At 68.3% G+C, this 15,301-nt stretch carries 13 protein-coding genes and 1 pseudogene; 8 read left to right on the top strand and 6 right to left on the bottom strand.

Annotated elements, in window-relative coordinates:
* The 4 genes from ACFWPT_RS37745 to ACFWPT_RS37730 form a co-directional block, all read left to right on the top strand.
* The coding region (locus ACFWPT_RS37745; protein WP_380487368.1) for a hypothetical protein at positions 1-1,106 on the top strand (1,106 nt) is incomplete at its 5' end.
* A 224-nt stretch (positions 1,107-1,330) separates the two neighbouring features.
* Entirely contained in the window at positions 1,331-2,815 is a 1,485-nt protein-coding gene (locus ACFWPT_RS37740) for a hypothetical protein (protein ID WP_380487366.1), read from the top strand.
* A gap of 299 nt (positions 2,816-3,114) precedes the next feature.
* Positions 3,115-3,273, top strand: a complete 159-nt coding sequence (locus ACFWPT_RS37735; RefSeq protein WP_380487364.1) for a hypothetical protein — start codon at positions 3,115-3,117, stop codon at positions 3,271-3,273.
* Positions 3,274-3,986: 713 nt separating this feature from the next.
* The gene (locus tag ACFWPT_RS37730; protein WP_380487362.1) at positions 3,987-5,927 is read left to right on the top strand and encodes a DNA/RNA helicase domain-containing protein; all 1,941 of its coding nucleotides are present in this window, start codon (positions 3,987-3,989) and stop codon (positions 5,925-5,927) included.
* 110 nt (positions 5,928-6,037) lie between these two features.
* Here the strand turns inward: ACFWPT_RS37730 and ACFWPT_RS37725 are convergent.
* From ACFWPT_RS37725 to mca, 3 genes and pseudogenes are all read right to left on the bottom strand, one after another.
* A pseudogene (locus ACFWPT_RS37725) lies at positions 6,038-6,196 on the bottom strand (DUF255 domain-containing protein); the annotation flags it as partial.
* Positions 6,197-6,277: 81 nt separating this feature from the next.
* Complete coding sequence (locus ACFWPT_RS37720; protein ID WP_063348010.1) at positions 6,278-6,469, bottom strand: hypothetical protein; 192 nt, start codon at positions 6,467-6,469, stop codon at positions 6,278-6,280.
* Positions 6,470-6,518: 49 nt separating this feature from the next.
* The gene (mca, locus tag ACFWPT_RS37715) at positions 6,519-7,424 is read right to left on the bottom strand and encodes a mycothiol conjugate amidase Mca (protein WP_063351176.1); all 906 of its coding nucleotides are present in this window, start codon (positions 7,422-7,424) and stop codon (positions 6,519-6,521) included.
* 240 nt (positions 7,425-7,664) lie between these two features.
* Here mca and ACFWPT_RS37710 point away from each other — a divergent pair, with 240 nt between their 5' ends.
* Together ACFWPT_RS37710 and greA are read left to right on the top strand one after the other, a co-directional pair.
* Positions 7,665-8,081: a DUF4307 domain-containing protein gene (locus tag ACFWPT_RS37710; protein ID WP_063348011.1), complete on the top strand. Its 417-nt coding sequence runs from the start codon at positions 7,665-7,667 to the stop codon at positions 8,079-8,081.
* Positions 8,082-8,560: 479 nt separating this feature from the next.
* On the top strand, positions 8,561-9,061 hold the full coding sequence (gene greA, locus ACFWPT_RS37705; protein WP_063348012.1) for a transcription elongation factor GreA: 501 nt from the start codon (positions 8,561-8,563) through the stop codon (positions 9,059-9,061).
* A gap of 108 nt (positions 9,062-9,169) precedes the next feature.
* Here the strand turns inward: greA and ACFWPT_RS37700 are convergent, their stop codons facing one another.
* The 3 genes from ACFWPT_RS37700 to ilvA form a co-directional block, all read right to left on the bottom strand.
* Positions 9,170-10,027 (bottom strand): ABC transporter permease, encoded by an 858-nt coding sequence (locus tag ACFWPT_RS37700; RefSeq protein WP_063348013.1) that lies wholly within the window; start codon positions 10,025-10,027, stop codon positions 9,170-9,172.
* Between the two features lies 1 nt (position 10,028).
* Complete coding sequence (locus ACFWPT_RS37695; RefSeq protein WP_380487359.1) at positions 10,029-11,105, bottom strand: ATP-binding cassette domain-containing protein; 1,077 nt, start codon at positions 11,103-11,105, stop codon at positions 10,029-10,031.
* Positions 11,106-11,381: 276 nt separating this feature from the next.
* Entirely contained in the window at positions 11,382-12,593 is a 1,212-nt protein-coding gene (gene ilvA, locus ACFWPT_RS37690) for a threonine ammonia-lyase (RefSeq protein WP_063348014.1), read from the bottom strand.
* 122 nt (positions 12,594-12,715) lie between these two features.
* Between ilvA and ACFWPT_RS37685 the strand changes: the two genes are divergently transcribed.
* Both ACFWPT_RS37685 and ACFWPT_RS37680 read left to right on the top strand, forming a co-directional pair.
* Positions 12,716-13,198: a MarR family winged helix-turn-helix transcriptional regulator gene (locus ACFWPT_RS37685; RefSeq protein WP_063348015.1), complete on the top strand. Its 483-nt coding sequence runs from the start codon at positions 12,716-12,718 to the stop codon at positions 13,196-13,198.
* Between the two features lie 174 nt (positions 13,199-13,372).
* Positions 13,373-15,301: choice-of-anchor A family protein (locus ACFWPT_RS37680; RefSeq protein ID WP_380487355.1), on the top strand; the 1,929-nt coding region annotated here is incomplete at its 3' end.

Genomic DNA, 15,301 nt, shown 5'->3' with positions numbered 1-15,301 from the left:
GCCGACCAGGCGACGGCCGAACCGGTGGCCGTCGCACCACCCACACCTGCCCTGACCAGGTAATCACCACCTCCCGCACAACGGGGGAAGCTCAGGGCCTGTCCGCCGCAGCGCTGGCGTTCGCCGGCTGGCTCGCCTATCGGAAGCAGAAGGACGCGGCGGTTTACTACCTGGTACAGGCGAGGCAAGGTGCTTCGGCAGCCGCCGCGGACGGCGATCCTGATGCCGTGATCACGTTCGGCACCGTCTTGGCTTGGGAGGGCGATTCGGAGAATGCCGAAGCGTGGTTCAGCAAAGCCCGGCAGCGCACCCCCTTGTTGATGCCCGACTGGCGGATCGTCCGCGCGGAGGCCGACCGTGGCGGACTCCAGGCCGTGGCGGTGAGCAAGACCACCGAGAAACGGTTGGCACAGGAGCAACTCGCTGATGTGATGGAGGGGCTGTGGCCGCTTGATTGCCAGTATTGCGGGCTATCGCTGGGAAGAGGTGTGCCCGCACTGCGTGTGTTCGAGCAGCCCTGGGGCGCCACCGCCAGTCTCAACCACCTGGGGATGTGTCATTACCCCGAATGGACTGACAATGACGGCACCCATCGTGACAATGGCCTCGGAATCTTCAAGATCATCCGCACGTCGGAGCCTCGTCTGACCTGGACGGCGAGTGCAGCCCGCACACCCCAGGTCGTACTGGACGGCATGAGCCCAGTGGTCATGATGGTGAACACGGGCGTGGAATCCGTCGAACTGGCCCAACGCGAGGACGGCCAGTGGCAGATGACTCCGTCCTACATCCATCGGCGGCAAGGAATGCTGCCCGCTGATCGTGCGCTTAACACCGTCCCCGGGCTCGCTACCGTGAGTCGGAGAGGGCTGGTCGTGAAACTGGGCCTTGAGGAGTGGTCGTCCGAGGTCTCACGTGACATGAAGCGCTTGATCAAACAGCAAGGCGGGGTACTGCTCTTCATCACCTCGGGACTAGCACCTACGCAACTGAGCGAAGCGGGTCTGAACATGGCCTTGTCGGCACCGGACGTTGTCGCCGGATGGGTACCGCTGCTCCAGGGCGAACGCAGGTGGTCGTCAAGCTGGAGGGGCGACCGTGGCTGACATCCCAATGAAAGGAAGGACCAGTACACGCCTGGGAGGTTCTGCCCACTAGCTCCGGCCGGGCAGGAGTGCAGGTCGAACGGACGTCAAGACTTGCGGCAGGGGGATCCGATGATGGCTGATATCGAGCGCATACCGGCGAGTAGGAAAAGTGACGCGAGTAGGACCATCGGAAGTCGGGTAGATAGCCTCGGTTGCCGATAAGTAAAATTCTCGGGGGAGCCATGCACGTCTCTGACTATTACAACCTCGGACGCACGCAGCCGACCCTCGATTTCGTAGACGTTGATACGGTGAACGACACCCCCGTTTACATAGATCCGAGCACGCTGAAGAAGCTCCCCGACGAGTGGTCTCACCAGTGCCTGGAGATGCTCAGCACGTTCTTCGACACTATTGTTCAGTCACTCAGCCTCGGCGACAACCGCAGGGTTCGCGACCTTCTCATTCGTCTCCAAGAGCCCAATGAGACTCACTTTGGCCTCTCAAGGGGGAAGTCCAGAGGCCGCGCACTCGGCCCGTACCTTGTGGCGCGGATATGCGCCAACCTATCCGCAAGTCGGGCCGCAAAGAGTGGACTGCTAGCAGACCTCGAAGATACCGCACTCTTCATCGATGACATCGGGAAGGACATAGTCTCAGATATCACAACCTGTGTGATTCGGGGAATGCTGACCTCCTACACACAGTCAATAGCCTCGATGTATGGAATACCACTCGTCGACGATGTCTACTGCGGGCTGGCATGGGACTCGAAGCGTCGGGAGTGGGACGCTTCCGCGACGCGCCTTCCCGTAGCGGATGGAAAGCCTCTCCTACTCGTCCCGAAGGTTATCGTACGACACGATCTCCTACTCACGAAGCAGGAGTATTTCCGTAACCACTTGGCGCCGGCGCTCTTCTCAGCTGAAAGCGACAAGCCCACCGGAAAGCTGATCCAGGCCGCAAAGGAAGCGGGGCGCCTGCTTGAGCAGACGGACATCGAAGCAGAGTACGGCGGCGACAAGGCGCGAATGGTGGAGCTCTCAGAAGACAGGGTCGAGATCTTCCGCGCATACAAAGACAAGAAGCAGGCCCTGCCTATCAAGCCGCTCACCCACGCGCAGCTGAGCACGGCAACCGGCACTGACCCCGTAGATTTCGACGCTCTGCTTGAAGCAGTGCTTGAAGTACCCTCCGGGCCACAGCATGCCTCGCGCTACCACAAGGCCATTGAGTCGCTTTTCACTGCCCTGTTCTATCCGGCACTGACCCAGCCCGTGATAGAGCATCTTGTCGACGAAGGCAGGAAGCGGATTGACATCACCTACACGAACCGAGACCGGCGCGGATTCTTTGACTGGCTCACCCGACAGGGACACCAGTGTTCATATTTGTTCGTTGAGTGCAAGAACTACGGATCCGATCTGGGAAATCCGGAACTAGACCAGCTATGCGGACGGTTCACCCCGCTGCGAGGAAAGGTCGGAATAATCGCCTGCCGCTCATTCGTCGACAAGGAGCGTTTCTTGCTGCGCTGCCGCGACGTGGCATTGAACCGCCGCGAGTTCGTCCTGGTGCTCGATGACGACGACTTGGTCCTGCTAGTCGAAGAAGTTAAGAAATCTCTCGGCCCTCGACGCGACCCTGACGGCGCGTTGATTCGCGACAGGCCGAAGCCCGGAGAGTTTCGATTGCTCAATGAGCAGTTCCGCCGGCTCGTGAGCTAGAGTCCCACATCTCCGCGCGCGCTCGCTGCATAAATTGCTGTCGGCCATATCCAGAGCGTCGAGCCGCTCGCCACAGCTCATTGCACCTCCGACCACAGCGATGAGACCTCCAGGCTAGCCTAGAAGTACGTGACCTGGGCGATGTAGATCTACAACCTGCCGACGAGGGCCTCAGCTGTCTCGCTCGTGTCTGCGGCACCCTCGAGCACGCACAGAACGGACAGGCCATCGCGAGCTGCGCCCTCCTCGGGCCGTCCGGCATTGGCGAGACCGGTCTCGCCAATGCCTACGCCCACCACTTGGCAGACTCCTACGAGCAGGTCTTCCGGATCACCGCCGAAAGTGATGCCTACCTCATCAACTCATTCCGGACCGTGCACGATTGCCTGCTGCGCAGCGTCGACCAGCCCGCCGGGGAGAGAGCCCAGCTGGGAGACCTGGTCTGCGCTCTCTCCTGAGCGCTTCCGCCGAGCGCTGGCTGATGATCCTCGAAAACGCGGTCGACCTGTCAACGACCATGAAACACTGGCCACTCATCATCGAGCTCGCCTGTGGTTACCTCGCCGGCCGTGAACTCAGGCTCACCGAGGCCCCAGAAGTACCTGACTAGAATCCGGGACCTCGCCCTTAACGATCCGTACTCTGTCCCGCCGGGATATCCGCGCACACTCATCGGAGCGGTCCGCCTGGCTCTGGAACGATTGGCCGGGTGGACGATCCCCCGAGGGCCGGAGGTATCAGCTGTCGCGCTCGCACCAAACTGACCACGCGGGCAGCGAGAACGTCCCGGCCACTGTTGCGGGCGGTACCCCGTGCCGGTCTCGCTGATCCCACCGGCGACGGATCGCGATACCCGGTCACGACCCGTGACGCCTTCTCTCGCCGGATCGATGCCGACACACCTCTGAGCAGGCGGACACCGACCTCATGCTCACACTGGAGTACGTCCTGCACAGCGGCCTGGTCACGCCGGGGCCGTTCAAGCACCGAGCTCCGCTTCAGGGCAGCCGGGGCCACATCCACCAACACCCATTCGACAACCACGACCGGCCTCTTCTGTGGCGGTGACGCCACCAGTAAGTGACGCGCAGGCTGGCTGCAGAATCGATTCTGCTAGGTTCCAGATGGCTCAGCTCGCAAGAGCTTTCACTCACTGCTGGGGGTAGACGGGATGGCGGTCGGGGGCGGCTGGAAGCCGCTGGAGGCGTTCTGGCCCGTGCAACGTCTGGTGCGGGACCGCCACCAGCTGGTCCGGAGGATCAGCGAGTGCTACTCCGCCGCGCACCCGAAGGACAAGAAGCCGAGCCCCTCGGATGTCAGGTCCTGGCGTGAGAGCGTCTACGAGCTGGCGACCACGCTGGACAACCTCGGGCTCGGCCAGGTGCGGATGTTCATCGAGTACCTCGCCGACGGCCAGATGAACCACATCGACGTCGTCCTCGCAGGACGGCATCCATCGGGACGGCTCAGCTATGCGGTCATCGAGCTCAAGCAGTGGGGCAGCATCGAGCGTCCAACCCTGTCGGAGACGGCCGGGCTCTGTGCCTCTTGCAGGGCGGAGGGGAACACCACGCTCTGCCGGCGCTGCGCCAGGGATCTGGTCTACGCACCGTTCCCTGAGTACAAGAGGCACCTCAAGCATCCTGCAGTCCAGGTCAGCAACAACATGGACGACCTGCGCAAGCACCACAGCATGTTCGACGACCGCTACGTCAACCTCGTGGGCACGGCCTACCTGCACAACCTGATGGGTCCGGAGCACCAGTGGATCAGCCGGGTGTCTCCTCGCCCGGGAATCCCCACGTTCACCGCGCGGCAACCGGGGGACCTGGAGAAGTTCCTAACCGCGAACTTCAGCTCCGACTCCGGCGCGGAGGCCGCACAGGAGTTACTCGGACGCCGACGCTCGAGCAACCTTCTGACCGACGAGACCGGGGCGATCATCAACGGGCACACCCGGTTCAGTCTCGTCGAACACCAACTGCGGGCGGTCCGGGCTATCGCCGATGCCACGGCAGCCGTCGGGTCGCAGGGGGTGAAGAAGGTATTCGTCATCGAGGGACGTGCGGGCAGCGGCAAGTCACTCGTTGCGCTCACAGCGCTGGGAGAAGCGCTGCAAGCCGGGCGCTCTGCTGCCTTCGTTTCCGGTGGCATCGCCTCTCGCGACACCTTCAAGCGGGCCGCCAAAGGTTACCAAAAGGTCTTCAGACCACTGGTGCAGGTCGCCGACAAGTTCGGGCCCGACGAGCTGGACCTGATCGTCTGCGACGAAGCTCACCGCCTCAGCCTGCGACCGAAGACCGGTTCCTTCGGGATGCGGAAGACAGGACCGACCTCGGTGGAAGAAGTCGTCACCCACGCTCGCGTGCCGGTCTTCTTCATCGACGGTGACCAACGCCTCTTCGCGGAAGAGGTCTGGTCTCCTGAGAGACTCAAGAGCGAGCTCCAGAACCTCGGTGTGGAGATCGTGCCGATCAGCCTGGACCGGGTGCTCCGAACTGTCGGCAGCTCGACCTACGACACCTGGGTCAGCCGACTCACGGCCGGAGACCCCATCGCGTGGCGCCCGGACGGCGCCACCGATCCCGAGCCTTTCGAGCTTTACTACGCTGACAGCGCCGCCGAGATGGAGTCCTTCCTCCAGAGCAAGGACCCGGCGGGCGTGAGCGCCCGGATGAGCGCCGGAATGTGCTGGGGCTGGACCGACGACACCGGCACCTTCCCCGACGTCAGCCCCGATCCCGACTGGGCACGCCCCTGGAACGCCGGCGACAACCACAGCACCCAGGGAATACCCAAGCGGAAGTTCTGGGCGACCGACCCCGGAGGCTTCGGGCAGATCGGGTGCGTGCACACGGCCCAGGGGCTCGAGTACGAGTGGGGCGGCGTGATCATAGGCCCCGATCTCACGTGGGAGGACGGCGCCTGGGTCGCCCACCGCGAGCACGTGAAGAGCAAGGCTTCACAGATCAAGGACGACACCGAGCTCACCAGGGCATTGCGCAACGCCTACGGCGTACTGATGACCCGTTCCATCTGCGGCCTGGTGCTCTACTCGGTCGACCCCGCCACCAGGAAACTCTTCGCCGACCTCGGGGTGCAGAAACTCTGATCCGCCCATCTCCTGCTTGTCGGGTCGGTGGCTCGCCATGGGGCCTCGGCTCGGCCAGGTGGTGCCGGCAAGCTCCCGCCAGACCCACTACTCGGTTGACAAGTTCACTGGCACCAGTGGCACGCGGCATACCCGACGCTGAGCAGCACCGGCACCCCCCGCCGCTCAGCCTCGGCGAACGCCTCCGGCCCCCAGGGCCACCAGTCGACCGGGTTCTCGGCATGCTGCAGCAGGTACGGCGAGGTCGCGTCCGCGAGACGGTTCGGCATGCCCCCCATCCTCGCGCATCGGGGGCCGGGCGCCGGGACGTCGGCTGCGGCGAGCCGGGCCGTCGCGCGCGCCCGCGCGCGCTACTCCTTGGGGGCTTCCGGCTCCTCCGCGAAGTCGACCTTCTTGAACTGCCGGTTCATGGACTTGGCCAGGAACCAGGTGGCCACGCCGAGGGCGGCGAAGACGACGAAGCCGAGGAGTCCGGGGGTGACCTTGGCGTCGTCGACGGCGAGGTCGGCGGCGAGGTTGACGAGGTTCACGGGGGCGCTCATATCTCTATGGTGGCCCGGCTCACGGGGAGCCGGGCCATCGGGGGGTGGTTCAGTCGCGCGTGTCGGCGGCCTCGACGGCCAGGGTGGGGGTGCGCAGGCCGGCGAACAGGTCGTCCTCCGGCAGGTCCACGTCGATCAGGGTACGGGCGAGTTCGTAGTCCTCGGTGGGCCAGACCTCGCGCTGGACGTCCAGCGGGACGCGGAACCACGGCCCGTCGGGGTCGATCTGGGTGGCGTGGGCGATCAGGGCGCGGTCGCGGGTCTCGAACCAGTCGCCGCAGCTCACCCGGGTGGTGATCTCGCGCTCCTGGCGGCCGCTCTTCTCCCAGCCCGCGATCCACTCGCCGTACGGCGAGTCGTGGCCGTGCTCGGTGAGGTACTGGTGCAGGGCGCGGATGCGGCCCATCGGGAAGCCGTGGTTGTAGTAGACCTTCAGCGGCTGCCAGGGCTCGCCGGCCTCCGGGTAGGCGTCCGGGTCGCCGGCGGCGTCGAAGGCCAGCATGGTGATCTTGTGGGTCATGATGTGGTCGGGGTGCGGGTAGCCGCCGTTCTCGTCGTAGGTCGTGATGACCTGCGGCTTGAACTCCCGGATCAGCCGGACCAGCGGTTCGGCCGCCTCCTTCACGTCCTCCAGGGCGAAGCAGCCCTCGGGCAGCGGGGGCAGCGGGTCGCCCTCGGGCAGGCCGGAGTCGACGAAGCCGAGCCAGGCCTGCTTGACGCCCAGGATCGCCCGGGCCTCGTCCATCTCCTTGCGGCGCACCTCGTGGATGTTCTCCTCGATGTACGGGTCCCCCTGGAGCTTGGGGTTGAGAACCGACCCGCGTTCGCCCCCGGTGCAGGTGGCCACGAGCACGTCCACTCCCTGCTCGACGTACATGGCCATGGTGGCCGCGCCCTTGCTGGACTCGTCGTCCGGGTGGGCGTGCACCGCCATCAGTCGCAACTGCTCAGTCAACGCCTTGCGTTCCTTCCACATATCGGGCGTTCCGCGAAGTCCGGTCCGCCCACCGTACGAGCCGCTCACGTCGGGGCCGCGTCGCCGCGGGACCGGCCGCGGACGTACCCCGGCCCGGTCGAGCCCCGCCCCCGCCGGACCGGCCGCGGGCGTGCCCCTCCTATAGTGACGGACTGGAGGAGCGTCGCATTCCCCCGCACCACCCGCGCGGCCCCTCCCGTCAGGAGAGGACTGGGTCCGATGAACGCGAGCACCACCACCCCGCAGCTGCCCGAGGGGCGCTACGGCCGGCGCGGCGACCGCGATTCGGACCGCCGCCTGAAGGTGGCCGGCGCGGTCTGCGGCGTGCTGGGCCTGGGCCTGGTGGCCTGGCTGGGCGGCTCCTACCTGCTGCGCGAGACCACGATCAACGGCTCGGTGCCGACCTTCCAGGCGGTCTCGGACTCCGAGGTCGAGCTGCACCTGGCGGTGCGCAAGAGCGGCGGGACGGCCGGCAGCTGCACGGTCCGCTCGCAGGGGTCGGACGGCTCGGTGGTCGGGGTGGCCGACTTCCCGGTGCCGGCCGGCGGCTCCAGCTACGACGCCGTGGTCACGCTGCGGACCACCGCCCGCGGCACCACCGCCGAACTGCTGGGCTGCACGCCGGCGAAGAAGTAAGCCCGCGAAGAGGTAGGCCCGCGAAGAGGTAGGCCCGCGAAGAAGCGCGAAGGAGTGGGCCCGGCCGCCTGCGCAGGGAGTCCGTCCGGCCGCCTGCGCAGGCGGCCCGCCCGCCGAGTCGCACCGGCACCGCGCCCCGCTCACCGGTACTCTGCCGGGCACCACCGGTACTCTGCCGGACACCGGCGCATAACCGATCGGGAGAACGGGCATCCGTAGGAAGTCCCGCACCCGGCCCGGCACGCACCACCGCCGTACACCGTGGCGCATTCGCTGTACACCGTGGCGCAACGCCGACGTCAATGGCGCGCCAACGACCCTTCTGCTTGTCGGCAGGACTTGTTAGGCTCGTGGTTTCGCCCCTTCCGCACCGGATGGTACGGGAGCGGGCGTTGCTTTGTAGTTACGACCGATATCACCACCAACCCTGCTGACGACTCACACCCGCAGCACAGCCCCAGCACCTACGAGGAGCACCCGTGACCCAGACCAGTGAGAACGTGACCTGGCTCACTCAGGCCGGCTACGACCAGCTGAAGGCCGAGCTGGATCACCTGACCGGGCCCTGGCGCATCGAGATCGCCCAGAAGATCGAGGCGGCGCGCGAGGAGGGGGACCTCAAGGAGAACGCCGGCTATCACGCGGCCAAGGAGGAGCAGGGCAAGTACGAGCTGCGCATCCGCCAGCTGACCCAGCTGCTGGAGCGCGCCAAGGTCGGCGAGGCGCCGGCCGACTCGGGTGTGGTGGCCCCGGGCATGGTCGTCACGGTCGCCTTCGACGGCGACGAGGACGACACCATGGAGTTCCTGCTCGCCTCGCGCGAGGTCGCCGGCTCCGACACCATGGACGTCTACTCGCCGCAGTCGCCGCTGGGCCGCGCGATCGACGGCAAGCAGATCGGCGACGAGGCGACCTACGAGCTGCCGAACGGCAAGCCCGCCATGGTGAAGATCGTCAAGGTCGTGCCGCACGCCGGCTGACCCAGCCCGATCCGGCCCGATCCGGCCTGACCAGACCTGACCGACCGACGAGGGCGGCCGCGGAGTCCAGGGACTCCGCGGCCGCCCTCGCGGCGCACTTGGCGCGGTTCAGCCCACGGCCGAGCGGTACTTGCGCACCGACAGCCAGGAGAACACCGCGGTGATCAGCACCGACCACAGCACCGACACCAGCGCGGCGTGCTGCATCGGCCAGGTGGCGTCCACCGGGCCGACCTGGTTGCCGAACAGGTCCCGGCAGGCCTGCACGGTGGCGCTGAACGGGTTCCAGTACGCGACCGTCTGCAGCCAGCCCGGCATCGAGCTGACCGGCACGAAGGCGTTGGAGACGAAGGTCAGCGGGAACAGCCAGATCAGGCCGGCCGAGGTGGCCGCCTCGGGGCTGCGCACCGAAAGGCCGATCAGCGCGCCGATCCAGGAGAACGCGTAGCCGAGCAGGAGCAGCAGGCCGAAGGCGCCGAGCGCGTTGAGCACGCCGTCGTGGATCCGCCAGCCGACCAGCAGCGCGACCAGGGCCAGCACGATCACGGTGAACGCGGTCTGGCACAGGTCGGCGAGGGTGCGGCCGACCAGCACCGCCGAGCGGGCCATCGGCAGCGAGCGGAAGCGGTCCACCAGGCCCTTGGTCATGTCCTCCGCGATCCCGGCGGAGGCGCCGGCGACGGCGAAGGTGACGGTCTGGGCGAAGATGCCGGCCATCAGGAACTGGATGTACGAGTCGGAGCTGGAGCTCGCCCCGGGGATCTTGATCGCCCCGCCCATCACGTACGAGAACAGCAGCACGAACATGACCGGCTGCATCAGCCCGAAGACCACGATCTCGGGGATCCTGGTCATCCGGCGCAGGTTGCGCTTGGCGACCACCCAGGAGTCGTGCAGGGTGGCGGCGATGCCGCGGCGCTGCCTGGGCATCGCCTCGCCGATGGCGTGCTCGGTGGCGGTGCTCATCTCAGCGCTCCGTTCCGGCCGCGACGGCCTGCTTGTCCGGTCCCTGGCCGTCGGAGCCGTCCGACCCCTCGGCGGACGGCCCGCCCTTGCCCCGGCCGCCCCGGCCGCGGCCGCCGGAGCCGTTCCCCTCCTCCACCGTCTCGGCGACGTGGCCGGTGAGGGTGAGGAACACGTCGTCCAGGGTCGGGCGGCGCAGGCCGATGTCGTCGATCTCGATGCCGCGGGCGTCGAGTTCGCGGATGACGTCGGCGAGCACCCGGGCGCCGCCGCTGACCGGCACGGTGATCCGGCGGGTGTTCTTCTCCACCGCCGGCTCGCCCAGCGCGTACCCGGACAGCGCCGCGACCGCGTCGGCGACCAGGCCCGGCTCGTGCACCACGACCTCTATTCGCTCGCCGCCGATCTGGGCCTTGAGCTGGTCGGCGGTGCCCCGGGCGATCACCCGGCCGTGGTCCACGACGGCGATGTCGTGCGCCAGCCGGTCGGCCTCCTCCAGGTACTGGGTGGTGAGCAGCAGCGTGGTGCCCTGCTCGACCAGGGTCTCGATGACCTCCCAGAGCGCGAGCCGGTTGCGCGGGTCGAGGCCGGTGGTCGGCTCGTCGAGGAACATCACCGGCGGCCGGACGACCAGCGCGGCGGCGAGGTCGAGACGGCGGCGCATGCCGCCGGAGTAGGTCTTGGCGGTGCGGTCCTTGGCCTCGGTGAGGTTGAACCACTCCAGTAGCTCCAGCGCCCGGACCTTCGCCTGACGGGCGCTCATCTGGTAGAGCTCGCCGACCATCTGGAGGTTCTCGAAGCCGGTGAGGTACTCGTCGACCGCCGCGTACTGGCCGGACAGGCCGATCAGGCTGCGGACCTTGTTGGGGTGCTTGAGCACGTCGACGCCGGCGACCACCGCGCGGCCCGAGTCGGGGCGCAGCAGGGTGGTGAGGACCCGCACGGTGGTGGTCTTGCCGGCGCCGTTCGGGCCGAGCAGCCCGAGCACCGTGCCCTCGGGGACGTCGAGGCTGACGCCGTCCAGGGCTCGTACGTCGCCGAAGGTCTTGACCAGGTTCTCGGCTTGGATGGCTGGCGCCATGGCCTGCCTCATCTCCTCGGACGAATATGGGCGATCTGTCACACTCTGCCCCTTTTTCGGGCATGCGGGCGACTCGGTTTCGCCTACCACGGCACAGAACGCGATGTATCGCGAGTCTGGCAGCACGCGATATATCGCGTCAAGGCATAGGGCTCCGCCATCGTGACAGGGACCACTGACATCCACCGAGATCCGCCGAGATCCGCCGAGGCCCGCCCCGCACCGTCCGGCGCCCGAGACACCCGGCCCCCCAAGCGCCTGAGGCGCCCTCCGAACTCAGCTGGAAACGACGTACCCCGCGTCCCGCAGCTCGCCGACCACGGCCGCGCAGTGCTCCGGCCCCTTGGTCTCCAGGTGCAGGTCCACCTCGACCTCGGTCAGCCCCAGCCGCGGGTCGATCCGCACGTGCGCGACGTCCAGCACGTTGGCGTCCAGCCTGGTCAGCACCCCCAGCAGGTCGGCCAGCGAGCCCGGCTTGTCCGCCAGCCGCACCCGCAGCGACAGGTACCGGCCGGCCGCCGCCAGCCCGTGCCGCAGCACCCGCTGCATCAGCTGCGGGTCGATGTTGCCGCCGGACAGCACGGCCACCACCGGCCCCTCGAAGGAGTCCGGCTGCTCCAGCAGCGCCGCGATCGGGGCCGCCCCGGCCGGCTCGACCACCAGTTTCAGCCGCTCCAGGCCGAGCAGCAGGGCCCGCGACAGCGCGTCCTCGGAGACCGTCCGGACGCCGTCCGCCAGCGAGTTGATCACCTCGAACGGGATGTCCCCGGGCCGGCCGACCATGATCCCGTCGGCCATCGTGGCGTAGTGCTCCAGTGACACCGGCCGCCCGGCCGCCAGCGAGGGCGGGTACGCGGCCGCGCCCGCCGCCTGCACCCCCACCACCCGGACGTCCGGCCGCAGCGGCTTGACCGCCGCCGCGATCCCGGCCAGCAGGCCGCCGCCGCCCACCCCGACCAGGATGGTCCGCACCTCGGGGCACTGCTCCAGGATCTCCAGTCCGACGGTGGCCTGGCCGGTGACCACGTCCCAGTGGTCGAAGGGGTGGATGAACACCGCGCCGGTCGCCTCCGAGTACCGCTGCGCGGCCTGCAACGCCTCGTCCACCGTGGCGCCGTGCAGCCGCACCTGCGCGCCGTACTCCCGGGTCGCCGCGACCTTGGGCAGCGGCGCCGCGACCGGCATGAACACGGTCGAGTGCACCCCCAGCAGCGCGGCCGCCAGCGCCACCCCCTGCGCATGGTTGCCCGCGCTCGCCGCCACCACCCCGCCGGCCCGCTGCACCGGCGAGAGCCCGGCGATCCGCACGTACGCGCCGCGCAGCTTGAACGAACCGGTGCGCTGGAGGTTCTCGCACTTCAGGTGGACCGGCGCGCCGATCAGCCCGGACAGGTACCGGCTGCCCTCCATCGGCGTCACCCGGGCGATTCCGGCGAGCATCTTCTGGGCGCCGCGGACGTCGTCGAGGGTGACCGGCCAGTTGTGCATAACGCCAGCCTACGGTGGTCGACACCGGCAATCCGGGACGTCGGGGCTGTTCCCGGGCCCGCTCCGCCCGCGTACGCTGCTGCTTCTGAGCCTCCCTCACCGCACGACGATCGTGAGCCGCGATGACGACGACCTCGCCCCAGGCCACCGACCGCACCGACCCCGTGCACGCCCGACTCCAGTACCAGCTGGCGGTGTTCGCCCGCCGGATGGACCAGGTCCGGACCACCGGCGGCGGTCTCGGCGCGCTGGACCGGGCCGCCTACCTGCTGCTCGACCGCCTGGAGCGGCACGGGCCCGCCAACGTCAAGGCGCTGGCCGAGTCGCTCGGCGTCGACTCCTCCACGGTGACCCGGCAGGTCGCCCCGCTGGTCGCGGGCGGGCTGGTCGGCCGGGTCCAGGACCCGGCCGACCGCCGCGCCGTACGCCTCGCGCTGACCCCGGTCGGCTCCGGCCGACTGGCCGAAGTCCGCGACGGACGGGCCGAGTTGACCCGCCGCCTGACGGCCGACTGGCCGCCCGAGGAGCAGCAGGCGTTCTGCGCCCTGCTGGCTCGCTTCAACCACGCGATGGAGTCGTACACGGCGGACCAGCAGGGCCAGTGACCGCCGACGGCCGGAGGCCGTCCCTCGCGCCCGGACCGATCGGCCGTCGACACACAGCCGAACGGGTGCATTAACACGATTTTCAGATGACAACACCAGTGAGTCGCGATGCTCGGCCCTCCAGCCCGGAACACTCCGAGGGCCCCATTGGGTCCACATGGTGAGAGGACTGAGGTGAAGCCCAGTCAGAACCCGGTGACCACCGTCACCTGGAGACGCCGACTCGGCAGGACGGTGGGTTCCGTCCTGGCCCTGACGCTCGTGCCCTTCGGCATGTCACTCGTCGCACCACCGGCCGCGTACGCGGCCGGTCTCCCGGGCGGCCTCGGGCCGTGCCTGGGTGCGGACTGTCCCGCGACGTTCCCCCCGGTCAACAACGGTCCCTTCGCAGGCCGCGACGCCGGAATCAACATCTTCGTCGGCGGCGACTTCAACGTCGGCGGTTCCGCCGCGGAGGCCGAGGGGCACGTGGTGACCCTCGGCAACTTCGACCTGAACAAAGCCCCGGGAGCCAGCTCCGTCTACAACATCGGCATCGTCGGCGTCGGCTCACGGGTCCCCCCGCCGGACGGCGCCGACTTCCTCACCGCCGGAGGCAACGTCACGGTGGCCCCGGGGCAGAGGCTCCTGGCGGAGGGCGGCGTCGTCCGCTACGCGGGCACGGCCACGGGCACCATCGTCGGTACGAAGGTCCAGGAAGCGCAGGCCGTAGCCGCCTACACGCCACTGCGCGGCCAGCTGCAGACGGCGAGCGAGTGCTACGCCGGGGTCGGCACACCCCGCCCCGCCACCGGAACCGCGGTCAACCAGGGGTTCCAGACCCTGTTCACCGGTGACGGCACCTCCGCACTCCAGGTCTTCAACGTCGACTTCGACATCGCCGGGAACGGAGGCTCCACCCAGGGCATCGCGTTCGCCGGCATCCCCGCGAACGCGACGGTACTCGTCAACCTCGTGGGCGGCGCCCGCACCATCAACACCTACAGCGGGAGCCTCCAGGACACCGATCCCTGGAACCGGCTGCGCGAGCGCCTCCTGTGGAACTTCCCCGCCGCGACGTCCGTCACGCTCAAGGGATCGGGGCAGTTCCAGGGCAGTGTGCTGGTCGGCAACCCGGCCAGCACCGCCACCATGAGCCTGCCCGGTCTGAACGGACGGTTCTTCACCACCGGTTCGCTGCTGCAGAACTCCGGCTCGGGGATGACCGGGACCGAGTTCCACGCCTACCCCTTCAACGGCGATCTTCCGGCGTGCGGAAGTCCCACTCCCACCGCCTCGACCAGCGTGACGAAGGTCGACTCCGTCACGGGGCAGCCCCTGGCGGGAGCCACCTTCCAGCTGTGGCGTGAGACCAACGGCGTCCCCGGCCTCCAGACCTCGGGGGCCACCCCGGACACCGAGGTGGGCGCCCCCTGCACCACCGGGGCGAACGGCGTCTGCTCCACGGCCGGCCTCCCGCTCGGCACCTACTACTGGCAGGAGACCGCCGCACCCCCCGGTTACGACCTGCCGCAGCCCGCGGTGACGACCGTGGTCCTCGACACGAACGGGCAGAACGTCCCGGTCACCGTCCAGGACACCAAGTCCCCGATCGTCGAGACCGGGTCCACCAGCGTGACCAAGGTCGACTCCGCCACCGGGCAACCGCTGGTCGGCGCGACCTTCCAGCTGTGGCACGAGACCAACGGCGTCCCCGGCCTCCAAACCACCGGAACCAACCCCGACACCCCCGTCGGCTCCCCCTGCACCACCGGAGCGAACGGCACCTGCTCCACGGCCGGCCTCCCCCTCGGCACCTACTACTGGCAGGAAACCGCCGCACCCCCCGGCTACGAACTGCCGGAACTCAACGTCACCACCGTCGTCCTCGACACCAACGGACAGAACGTCCCGATCACCGTCCAGGACACCAAAGCCACCGCCCCGACCGCGTCCACCAGCGTGACCAAGGTCGACTCCGCCACCGGGCAGCCCCTGGCCGGCGCGACCTTCCAGCTCTGGCACGAGACCAACGGCACCCCCGGCCTCCAAACCACCGGAACCAACCCCGACACCCCCGTCGGCTCCCCCTGCACCACCGGAGCGAACGGCACCTGCTCCGCA

Source organism: Kitasatospora sp. NPDC058478 (assembly GCF_042720345.1).
Taxonomy (GTDB): Bacteria; Actinomycetota; Actinomycetes; order Streptomycetales; family Streptomycetaceae; genus Kitasatospora.
The sequence above is the reverse complement of the archived record's forward strand: the minus strand, read 5'-3'. Positions and strand labels throughout refer to the sequence as shown.

What these genes read in the sequence shown, in the direction of transcription:
- ACFWPT_RS37740 (WP_380487366.1), top strand. Translation starts at nt 1,331, where the DNA reads ATGCACGTCTCTGACTATTACAACCTCGGACGCACGCAGCCGACCCTC.
- ACFWPT_RS37730 (WP_380487362.1), top strand. Translation starts at nt 3,987, where the DNA reads ATGGCGGTCGGGGGCGGCTGGAAGCCGCTGGAGGCGTTCTGGCCCGTG.
- ACFWPT_RS37720 (WP_063348010.1), bottom strand. Translation starts at nt 6,469, where the DNA reads ATGAGCGCCCCCGTGAACCTCGTCAACCTCGCCGCCGACCTCGCCGTC.
- ACFWPT_RS37710 (WP_063348011.1), top strand. Translation starts at nt 7,665, where the DNA reads ATGAACGCGAGCACCACCACCCCGCAGCTGCCCGAGGGGCGCTACGGC.
- ACFWPT_RS37700 (WP_063348013.1), bottom strand. Translation starts at nt 10,027, where the DNA reads ATGAGCACCGCCACCGAGCACGCCATCGGCGAGGCGATGCCCAGGCAG.
- ACFWPT_RS37695 (WP_380487359.1), bottom strand. Translation starts at nt 11,105, where the DNA reads ATGGCGCCAGCCATCCAAGCCGAGAACCTGGTCAAGACCTTCGGCGAC.
- ilvA (WP_063348014.1), bottom strand. Translation starts at nt 12,593, where the DNA reads ATGCACAACTGGCCGGTCACCCTCGACGACGTCCGCGGCGCCCAGAAG.
- ACFWPT_RS37685 (WP_063348015.1), top strand. Translation starts at nt 12,716, where the DNA reads ATGACGACGACCTCGCCCCAGGCCACCGACCGCACCGACCCCGTGCAC.